This window comes from Nocardiopsis sp. SBT366 (assembly GCF_001083815.1).
GTDB lineage: Bacteria > Actinomycetota > Actinomycetes > Streptosporangiales > Streptosporangiaceae > Nocardiopsis > Nocardiopsis prasina.
The window spans coordinates 42,194-52,126 of sequence record NZ_LAVM01000042.1 but is presented as its reverse complement, the minus strand read 5'-3'; the positions used below and the strand labels follow the sequence as shown (position 1 = coordinate 52,126).

Below are 9,933 nucleotides of genomic sequence, written 5' to 3'. Positions count from 1 at the left end.
GGGGCGGGCCCGTCCCGGGCAGGGAGAAGCCCCCGCGCGGGACGTGGGTATGACCGCGCGGGGGCTCGTTCGTGGAGCCGTCACCGCTGCACCGACCGACGGTGAGGGGGCCGGGCGGGCGTCAGTCGTGGGCGCCGAAGCCGTCCACGCGGCAGACCATCGTGGTGACGAAGGGGCGGAACCCCTCCTGCTCCAGGAAGCTGATGTCCTCGGACGCGGTGGCCAGAGCGGAGAACTCGACGTCACGGATGCCCGAGGCGGCAAGCTGGCGGCGGACCTCCTCCAGGAGCTTGGAGCCCACCCCGGTCCCGGTGTAGTCGGGGTCGATGGCGAAGGTCTGCACGACGGCGACCCGCTCGCCCCTGTCCCAACTGCCCTGCGCGTTCTCGCGGACGGTGACCATCGCGTACCCGGCCAGATCTCCGTCGTGCTCGGCGAGGATCGCCATGGTGTCGGGGTCGCGCAGCCAGGCCAGGTACTGGGCGCGGCGGCGCCGCCAGGACTCGTCCAGGCTCACCGCGCTGATGATGCCCTCCAGGTGCGGGGCCGTCACCGTGTGCTGCTGGTGCAGGGCGCCCCACAGGTCGGCGAGCTCCTCCACCTCGTGGGCGCCGAGGTAGCGGAAGCCGAGAACGTCGACGTTCCTTGAACGAGGTTTGGTCATCAGCGAAGTTTGCATTTTCTTCTCACCCGTTCCACCAGCTTGGGGTGCTGTTCCTGGGAAGGTGCGCTCCGCACCTCCTTGGTTGAGCTGTGGGTCTGACTGTACGTGCCGGTATCAACCGGAACAGGGGCGACACGAGGAAAAAGCGTGCACGACATCCCTGACAGAGAAAAAAGTGAAATCTTTCTTCAGGATGTTCCGGCAGGGCGGGAAGCGGATGGAAGCGGACACTGGTGGACGATGTGTAAGGAATCACCCTCAAAGAGTGGGTAATCAGACCGGAACATCATCGAAACCTGTTCGTTCTGTCCTAAATTAGGCAGCATGATCGACGTTCGGCGGTTGCAGCTCCTTCAGGCCCTTGACCACCACCGCACGGTGGCAGCCACCGCGGAGGCGCTCAACGTCACCCCGTCGGCGGTCTCCCAACAGCTCGCCGCCCTGGCCAAGGAGGCCGGGGTCCCCCTCGTCGAACGCCAGGGCCGTCGCTTCCTGCTCACCGGTGCCGCCCGGGTCCTGCTCAAGCGCGCGCACGTCATCTTCGCGGAGATGGAGCGCGCCGCCGCGGACCTGGCCGAGTACTCCGACGGCGACCGCGGGGTCGTGCGGGTGGGCTCCTTCTCCACCGGCATCAGCGACCTCGTCGCCCCGGCTCTGGCCCGCCTGCGCACCAGCCACCCCGGCTGGAGCTTCGAGGTCGTGCAGGCCGAACCCGAGGAGAGCGCCGAGATGGTGCGCTCCGGACGCCTGGACGTGGCCGTCACCATGTCCACCAGTCACCTGCCCGCGGCGGGCGACCCGGACTTTCGCAGCGACCCGGTCATGGTCGAGCTCTTCGACGCGATCCTGCCCTACCAGCACCCCCTGGCCACACGGACCAGCCTGCACCTGGCCGAGGACCTGGCCGACCAGGACTGGATCATGTCCGGTCCGGGCACGGCGTGGAACTCCTGCGTGACGGCCGCCGCCAACCAGGCCGGGTTCCAGCCCCGGGTCGTGCACACGGTCGACGACTTCAGTGCCGTCTTCTCCATGGTCCAGGCGGGTCTGGGGGTCGCCCTCATGCCGAGGCTGGCCTGGACCGGGCTCAACCACCCCCAGATCGTCGTACGCGGGGTGCGCGAGACCGCGCGCCGCCACATCGTCGTCCTGTCCCGGGCCGGGTCCACCCCCGAGCCGCTGCTCACCGCGATCCGCGAGGCCGCCAGCAAGGTCCCGGTCCCCTCGGTGGGCCCCTTCGCCATCGCGGGCTGATCCGGAGGCTCCCGGGTGACCCCTTCCTGACAGGCGCGGTCAGAAGGTGAGCGGCGCGACATCCTCCAACACGTCCTCGGCGGCCTGGTGCAGGTAGGAGGCCACCACGCGGATCGGCCGCCAGGCCCAACCGCCGGTGCGCCCGGCGAGGTACACCTGGCGGAAACCGCCCAGCTCTCCCAGGGGAGCGTGCGCGACCCCGCGCCGGGTCGAGGTCGACAGCCGGGGCACCACGCCCACGCCCGCACCGGTCGCCACCAGTTCCTCGAACAGCTCCAGGGTGTCCACGCGGTGCCGGATCCGTGGGGTGAACCCGGCCTCGGCGCACATCCGTTGCAGGAGCGCCTCCTCGTCCCCCCGGAAGGGGCTGGCGATCCAGGAGGCGTCGGCGAGTTCGCGCAGACGGCGCCGGGTCAGTGTCCGGCTGTCCGCCCCCTCGGAGGGTTGGGAGAGCAGGAGCGCCTCCGTCCCCACCGGATACACGGTGAGCGTGCCCGGGAATTCTCGGGGGAGAAGACTGTACTGGTACACGACCCCCAGGTCCGCCCCTCCGTCCTGGAGTAGATCCAGCGCCTGGTCGGACTCGTACTCGGTCAGGCGGATGTCGATCCCGGGGTGGTCGCGCCGCAGACGGCGCACCGCGGGGAGCACGATCGGCGCAGCCGACGTGTACATCACCAGGTCGACGCGACCGACGGGGTCGGTGTCGCCGTCGAACTCGGCCTGGGCCGCCTCCACCCGGGCGAGGATGTCCACGGCGTGCTCCGCGAGTCGGCGCCCGGCGGGGGTGAGCCGCACCCGCCGCCCGTCCGGCACGAGGAGGGGAACCCCGGCCTCCTTCTCCAGGACGGCGAAGTGCTTCGAGACTGCCGACGTGCTCATGCCTGTGACCTCGGACACGGCGGCCATCGTCCCGAGTCGTTCCAGTTCGACGAGCAGGCGGAGTCGCGTGAAATCCATCAACCGAAACTACATGGTTCGTCAACCATCAGTCCGTGGACAGAAACGAACGAAATGAGTCCAATGGTCGGGTGATCCCCTCCTTCCTCTCCTCGCCCCGCCGTGCCCGGATCCAGGTCCCGGCGCCGTTGATGCTGCTCGTCGCCATGTTCACGCTGCACACGGGCAGCGCCCTGGCCGTGACCGCTTTCGCCCACGCGAGTCCGGCGACGGTCACCTGGCTCCGGCTGACGTGGGCCGCGCTCCTTCTCCTGGCGCTCGGCGGCCCCTCCCTGTGGCGGGCCGTGCGCGCGGCGACACCGCGCGAGCTGGGTGCCGTGGTGATCCTGGGCACAGCGAGCGCGGGGATGATGCTGTTCTACTCCGAGGCGACGGCGCGGATCGAGCTCGGCACCGCCACCTCCATCGAGTTCCTCGGCACCCTCGTGGTCGCCGTCGCGGCCATGCGCCGCCGCCGCGAGCTCGTGTGGATCGTCGCGGCCGTGGCCGGCGTGGTGTGCCTGACGCGCCCATGGCAGAGCGAACTCGACCTCGCGGGTATCGGCTTCGCGCTGGCCGGTGCGGTCTGCGTGGTCGGCTACATCGTGCTCACCCAGCGGGTCGGTGCCGGGTTCGGCGCCGTGCACGGCCTCGCCCTGGCGATGACCGTGGGCGCGCTGGTCACCGCGCCCCTGGGGGCTCCGGCCGCCATCGCCGAGCCCAACCTCGAACTCGTCGTGTTCACACTCCTGATCGCGCTGCTCTTCCCGATGGTGCCGTTCCTGCTGGAGATGATCGCCCTCCAGAGGATGAGCCGGACCGGGTACAGCACCTTCTCCAGCCTCGAACCCGCCGTGGCCCTGGTGATGGGCATGATCGTCATCGGCCAGGCACCCGTCACCGTGCAACTGGTGGGCATGGCGCTGGTGGTGGTCGCGGGGATCGGCGCCGCCCGGGGGGACCGCAGTCCCAGGCCCGCCGTGCCCCGGAGAGAGACCGTGCGGACGCGTCGCGACGGCACCGGTCCGGCGGCTCTCCCGAGCGGCGTGCCAACCGGACCGTCCCTCCCGGAGATCGTGGACGAAGTACGGTTCTCCTCGGCGCCCATCGAGGAGAACCCGCCCGAGCGCCAGCCCGAGCGGGCCGCCTGAACCCGGTCCCTCGCCGCGTGCCCCCGTGAGGGTGGACGCGGCGCGGCGGGGGACCGTCACCGTGCCGACCCGTCACCCAAGGGAGGGCGGGTCAGTGTCCGTCCCTCTTCCCGTGGTGAGACCACCGGAACGAAAGGCGGTCGCCGTGGAACGGGAACGACGGTGGCCACGCCCGGCCACCGGGCGTGGGGCGCCCGGCATACGGTGACGGTCGCCGGTCCGGGCGCGGGGTGACGGGGTCCGCGGGCGCGACGCCGCCGCAGTTCACCCACGACCAGCGCCGCGGGCACGACCAGCAAGAAGGCCGGATCGGCCACGCCCCGGCCTCGGTGCCGGGGCCGTGATCGGGCGGGCCTGGACCGATCGGCGGCATGACACGTCCCACTCCGCCGCACCGCGTCCCGGGGCGCGCACGCTCCTTTCCATGCACTAACTTGGTCCGAATCATGGCGGCCAAATCTGACCTCGAACTCCTGCGCGCCCACGAACCGGTGCTCATGTGCACCAAGGGGGAGTTGTTCTTCCCCACCGAAGTGGACGCCTACGTACGCAGTTGCAGCCTCTGGATCGAGGAACCCGGCGGACGCGAAAGCGTCCTCGTCCCCGCCGGTGAGCTCACCCTCGACCGCCTCTCCCAGGCCGAGGAGGAGTGGCCGGGCCGCCACAAGCACCTCCGCTTCGTCCAGGAGGAGTCGCTGCGCGAGGAGGCCCGGCGCTTCAAGGGCATCGCCCGCTCAGTGATCCCCAAGAGCGGCCGCCTGGCCGCCGTGGGCGTGCTCGGCCGCGTCCTCGACATCCTGATGAAGATCTCCCTGCTCATCCGGGGCGCCGTCCCCGGCGGCGTCACCTTCGCCGCGGTCACCCGCTACCGCGAGCGCGTGGACAACGGCGGTGCCACCTACTACGGGCGCGTCACGCGCGAGGGCGGCTACATCGTCCTCCAGTACTGGTTCTTCTACGCCATGAACGACTGGCGCACCATCTACGGCGGGGTCAACGACCACGAGGCCGACTGGGAGCGCGTCACCGTCTACGTGGTGGAGAACCCCGACGGCACCACCCGGCCGGCCTGGGTCGGCGCCTCCTCGCACGAGTACCACGGCGACGACCTGCGCCGTTCCTGGGCCGACCCCGACCTGCACCGCGACGGCGTCCACCCCGTCATATACGTCGGAGCGGGCTCGCACTCGCACCAGATGCTCCCCGGCGACTACCTCATCCAGGTGGACCCCGCCTTCCTGCGCGGCCTCGTGCGCGGCTGGCGCCGGTTCACGCAGCGGCTGTTCCGCGCCGACGCCGCCATCAACCGGCACGGCATCGGGGTGCCCTTCGTCGACTACGCGCGCGGCGACGGCGAACGGCTCGGCCCCGGCGGCGACCGCGAGTGGAACGCCGTCCTGATCGACGAGGACACCCCCTGGGTGGACGGCTTCCGTGGCCTGTGGGGACGTGACACCCGGGACTTCTTCGAGGGCGAGCGCGCCCCCAGCGGCCCGCGGTACGAGCGGGACGGCACCATCCGCCGGTCCTGGGCCGATCCGCTGGCATGGGTCGGACTCCAGAAGGTCGCGCCCACCGAGAGCGCCGCGCGCGCCGAACTGCGCGCCCACGTGCGCGGCCTGGAGTCGCGCCTGCGCCGCCTGGACGGCGACGTCGTCAGCCGCCGCGACAGCCTCCGCCAGCTCGACTCGGCGCGTATGGCCCTGGACCGGGAGGCCGCCTCCCGGCCGCGCGCCCGTGAGTACGGCCAGCGGATCGAGGGACTGGAGAAGGAGCTGGCGGAGATCTACGAGAAGCGGGCCCTGCTCGCCGACGAGCGCGACACCCTCCTGCGTTCCCTGGACAGTGAGACCCCGCTGGTCCCGTCCCCGACCGGGCACCTCAAGGCGCCCCACATGCCCTACGCCTCCGGCGAGCAGCGCGCCAACCGCTTCCTGCACCTGTGGGTCGCCCTGAGCACACCGCTGCTGCTCATCTCGCTGGCGCTGACGCTGTTCATGCTCCACGGACAGATGACCCTCTGGGCCATGCTCGGAGTGGTCCTGGCCTTCGCCGCGATCGACTCCGTCGCCCGCCGCAAGTTCGTCCAGTACCTGACCGGGATCGCGATCGCCGCGGTCGTCATCGGGTTGATCGTGGGTGTGGTCGCCGCCTTCATCGCGGACTGGCGCATCGCCATCACCGTCCCGATCGTGCTGATCGTGGTCGTGCTGCTGGTGGTCAACATCCGCGACCTCATGCGCCGCTGACCCTGCCCGACCGGGCTCCGGGCGGCGCGGTGTCCGCCCGGAGCGCCTTCCCGGGCGGACACCGCGAGGGCCGTGCATGATGGACCCATGGACGAAGCGCTGTTCGGACGACCACCCGTTCACGTCGCCCCGGGGGCGGTTCACCTGCCTGGTTGGCTCACCCCGCAAACCCAGGCCGCCCTGGTCCGCAGGTGCCGCGAATGGGCCCGGGGTCCGGCCGGAACACGCCACCACCCCATGCCGCGCGGTGGCGTCATGAGCGTCTCCATGACCTCACTCGGCTGGCAATGGGTCCCCTACTCCTATTCACGGACCCTGCCCGACGGCACCCCCGTCCAGCCATTCCCCGACCTCCTCGGCGAACTGGCTGCCCGCGCCGTCGAGGCCGCCTACGAGGCCCCCTACGAGGGTGACCCCTACGACGTGGCCCTGGTCAACTTCTACGACGCCGACGCCCGCATGGGCATGCACCAGGACCGCGACGAACGCTCCCCGGCCCCAGTGGTCTCCCTCAGCCTCGGTGACACCTGCGTCTTCCGGTTCGGCAACACCGAGACCCGCACCCGTCCCTACACCGACGTCGAACTCCGCAGCGGGGACCTGTTCGTCTTCGGCGGACCCTCCCGCATGGCCTACCACGGGGTCCCCCGCACCCGACCGGGTACCGCAGACCCCGCCCTCGGACTGAACGGCAGGCTCAACATCACCATCCGGGCCTCCGGCCTGCCCGACTGACCCCGGCTCACCACCGGTTTCCCGGCCTCCACCCCGGCCGCCCCGGCGTGTCGGGGCGCGCCCACGCCGACCACCGCGTCAGGATCGGGCAGGTCAGGCCAGGCAGGGAAGGGCACACCATGACCGAATCCGCGCCCGAACGCACCATGGCGCTGGGCCGGGCGGAGGCCGCGCTCCCCGCCGACGCGCCCCCGGGGGAGTGCCGGATCGTCCTGTACCGCTCCGGTGAGCGACAGCGCGAGGCGGCCACCCTCGCCGAGGCGCACGCGGCGGTGCGCGCCGACCCCTCACTCGGGGCCTGGGTGAGCCTCACCGAGCCCAACCGGGGCCAGCTCCTGGAGGCCGCCCACGAGTTCCACCTGCCCCGCCTGGCGGTGGAGGACGCGATCGTCGCCCACCAGCGGCCCAAGGCCGAGACCTACGGTGACGTCTTCTTCCTGGTGCTGCGCCCGGCCACCTACGACGAGGACAAGGAGACGATCCGTGTGGGTGAGGTGCACGTCTTCGGCACCCGGGACGTCGTCATCACCGTCCGCCACGACTCCTCGGTGGACTTCGAGCGGATCCGCGCGCGCCTGGAGGCCAAACCCCACATGATGGGCCACGGCGCCCTCGGAGTGATCTACGCGGTCCTGGATCGGGTCGTGGACGACTACGCGCCGGTCGTCGCGGCCCTCCAGGAGGACATCGACGAGGTGGAGAGCGCCGTCTTCGCGGGGGCTCGGGACGCCTCGCAGCGGACCTACCGGCTGGCCCGGCAGATCATCCTTCTGCAACGGGCGGTCGATCCGCTCGGCCGCGTCCTGGAGGAGATCATGGAACCCCTGGACAGACCGGAGCGGTTCGGGCCCAACATGCCCCGGCCGGGTGAACACCACAGGGGCGAACTGAGGGAGCACCTGCGCGACGTGGCCGATCACGTGGCGGCCGCCAGGGACCACGTCGAGGGGTTTCGCCAGTTGTTGAGCAACATCATGACCGTGGAGAGCAACCTGGTCGACCAGGCCCAGAACGAGGCGATGAAGAAGGTCTCGTCCTGGGGCGGAATCCTGGTCGTCCCCACGCTGATCGCGTCGATCTTCGGCATGAACATCGCCCCCCAGCCCGGCTTCCACTGGGTGTTCAACTGGCCGCTCGTCCTGGTCTTCATGTTCCTCTCGTCGCTGCTGCTCTACCTGCTCTTCCGCCGCAACGACTGGCTCTGACCGGGGCGTGCGGGCTCAGGAGGCGAGCAGGGAACGGATCGCCTCCAGGTCGTGCCGGGCCGCGACCGCGTGCTCCTCGGTCTCCGTCCGCGTCCGGCGCCACTCCCTGACCGCCGTGTCCACCTGCTGGTCAAGCTGGCGGCTCTGGTGCCGGACCATGCCCTCGGCGTCCGCCTTCTCCCGTTCGGCCAGGAAGAAGGCGTATCCGGCGGAGGCCGCCCCTGCCAGGGTCAGGACCCACAGAAGGCCGTTGGCAGTGAGCACCGAGAGCAACAGCAGGACCCCGGTGACGGCGGAGGCGCCCCAGAAGGACCGGCGGGGGCCGCTCTCGGGGACGGCCCGCTGACGCAGCCGCTCACGTGTGTCCTCGACCTGCTGGCGGTCCGCTCCGGAAGGCGTCAGCCGGATCGCCGCCCCGTGCACCCTCAGGCTCGCCGTCTCCGGGCACGGTTCGTTGGCCCGGTTCGCGAGTGCCTCGGCGGCGTCCAGGACGGCGGAACGCACGAGGACCAGCGAGAACGTGCGGCGCTGCGGGGGTGCGTCCTCCCTGGTCAGGTCCTGCTGGAGGAGCGAGCCCACCGTTCCCACGTCGTCGCTCCACGCCGGAAGGGTTTCGTCCTGGCCACTGTTCTCGATCACCGCGCGCAGACGGTTGGCGTCGGCCAACAGGGGAGCCTCCTCCGGGCTGCCCTCCTCCACGAGCAGACGCAGGGAGTCCTGGAGGAAGTCGGAGCTGGCGCGGTCCGGGCCGAGCACCTCGGCGGGGGTGTCCTCCCCGCCCACGTCGGTGATCTCGGTGACGCGTTCGCGCAGCTGGGCGAGGTCGGAGACGGCCTGGCGCCACGGATCGGCCATGGCGGAGACTTGGAAGGCACCCGAGTCGCGCGGTCCGCGGGGCCGGGAGCCCCGGCCGTTGACGGGAGCGCCGGAAGCGAACCATCCGTCCACCAGCGGACCGCGGACCCCGTCCTCGGACCAGCCGCGCAGGGTGGACAGCAGCAGGTGCTCCCGGGCGTCGTCCCCGAAGGAGCCGTCGGCGGTGAGGATCCACAGCGCGCGCTCGCACCGGGTCACCTCGGAGTCGGGCTCGGGGAGCCGGGGCAGCAGGTCCGCGGACACGCCCTCGCCCAGGGTACGGGCGTGCTCGGCGCCGGTGAGCGCACTTGTCAGCGCCGCGAACCCGCGAGCGCGCAGCGGGTCGACGCGGGCGGCCTCGTCGAAGTGCAGGCGGGCGCGGGGGAGGTCGTCGCCCAACAGGGAGTGCAGGCCCCGGGCGGCAGGGACCAGCCAGTATCCGGGGACGTCTTGGAGTTCCAAGCTGGGGAGCGCGGTTCCGTTCAGCATCTGGAGCGTGCGGTGGCGGGCGATGGCGGCGTGGTCGAACATCGCCAGCGTGGCGCGCACGTCACCGAGCTCGATGAAGGCGTCCAGGGTCGTGGACACCCGGTCCAGCCGCTGCTCCAGCGTGCCCCTGAGTCGGCTCAGCTCGGACCGCACACGGCTGCGGTCGCGGGCCATCTGCGAGTACGCGACGTCCAGGTTCTCCTGGAGTTCGCGGATCCTCCGGTCCTGGGACCCGTCCCTGGAGAGGAAGACCTGTGAGTAGTCGGTGTGGCTCAATCCGTTCCCTTTCCCTGCGTGCCCGGCGATCGCGGGGCGCGCTCACGACTGTGACGGATCCGGATCGCCTCTGGTTCGGGGGTTGCCCGAAACCGGTTCACCGGGCAGGCTTGGGA

The 9,933-nt window shown here is 71.1% G+C and carries 8 protein-coding genes; 5 read left to right on the top strand and 3 right to left on the bottom strand.

Annotated features, from left to right (window positions below):
* Nucleotides 1–121 precede the first annotated feature (121 nt).
* Nucleotides 122–664, bottom strand: coding sequence for a GNAT family N-acetyltransferase (locus tag ADX84_RS14725; RefSeq protein ID WP_049573929.1), 543 nt, complete (start codon nucleotides 662–664; stop codon nucleotides 122–124).
* Nucleotides 665–988: 324 nt separating this feature from the next.
* On the opposite strand from ADX84_RS14725, the gene ADX84_RS14720 reads away from it, so the two are divergent.
* Nucleotides 989–1,918, top strand: coding sequence for a LysR family transcriptional regulator (locus ADX84_RS14720; RefSeq protein ID WP_049573924.1), 930 nt, complete (start codon nucleotides 989–991; stop codon nucleotides 1,916–1,918).
* A 39-nt stretch (nucleotides 1,919–1,957) separates the two neighbouring features.
* On the opposite strand, the gene ADX84_RS14715 is transcribed toward ADX84_RS14720, so the two are convergent.
* On the bottom strand, nucleotides 1,958–2,878 hold the full coding sequence (locus ADX84_RS14715; RefSeq protein ID WP_049573921.1) for a LysR family transcriptional regulator: 921 nt from the start codon (nucleotides 2,876–2,878) through the stop codon (nucleotides 1,958–1,960).
* Between the two features lie 71 nt (nucleotides 2,879–2,949).
* On the opposite strand from ADX84_RS14715, the gene ADX84_RS14710 reads away from it, so the two are divergent.
* The 4 genes from ADX84_RS14710 to ADX84_RS14695 all read left to right on the top strand — a co-directional run bounded on the left by ADX84_RS14710 (nucleotide 2,950) and on the right by ADX84_RS14695 (nucleotide 8,197).
* A complete protein-coding gene (locus ADX84_RS14710) occupies nucleotides 2,950–4,008 on the top strand; it encodes a DMT family transporter (RefSeq protein ID WP_049573918.1) in 1,059 nt (352 codons plus the stop codon).
* Nucleotides 4,009–4,454: 446 nt separating this feature from the next.
* Nucleotides 4,455–6,257: a hypothetical protein gene (locus ADX84_RS14705; protein WP_049573914.1), complete on the top strand. Its 1,803-nt coding sequence runs from the start codon at nucleotides 4,455–4,457 to the stop codon at nucleotides 6,255–6,257.
* 87 nt (nucleotides 6,258–6,344) lie between these two features.
* Nucleotides 6,345–6,992, top strand: coding sequence for an alpha-ketoglutarate-dependent dioxygenase AlkB (locus ADX84_RS14700; RefSeq protein WP_049573911.1), 648 nt, complete (start codon nucleotides 6,345–6,347; stop codon nucleotides 6,990–6,992).
* Between the two features lie 119 nt (nucleotides 6,993–7,111).
* Nucleotides 7,112–8,197 (top strand): magnesium and cobalt transport protein CorA, encoded by a 1,086-nt coding sequence (locus ADX84_RS14695; RefSeq protein WP_049573909.1) that lies wholly within the window; start codon nucleotides 7,112–7,114, stop codon nucleotides 8,195–8,197.
* Nucleotides 8,198–8,212: 15 nt separating this feature from the next.
* On the opposite strand, the gene ADX84_RS14690 is transcribed toward ADX84_RS14695, so the two are convergent.
* Nucleotides 8,213–9,817, bottom strand: coding sequence for a hypothetical protein (locus ADX84_RS14690; protein ID WP_049573905.1), 1,605 nt, complete (start codon nucleotides 9,815–9,817; stop codon nucleotides 8,213–8,215).
* Between the last annotated feature and the right edge of the window lie 116 nt (nucleotides 9,818–9,933).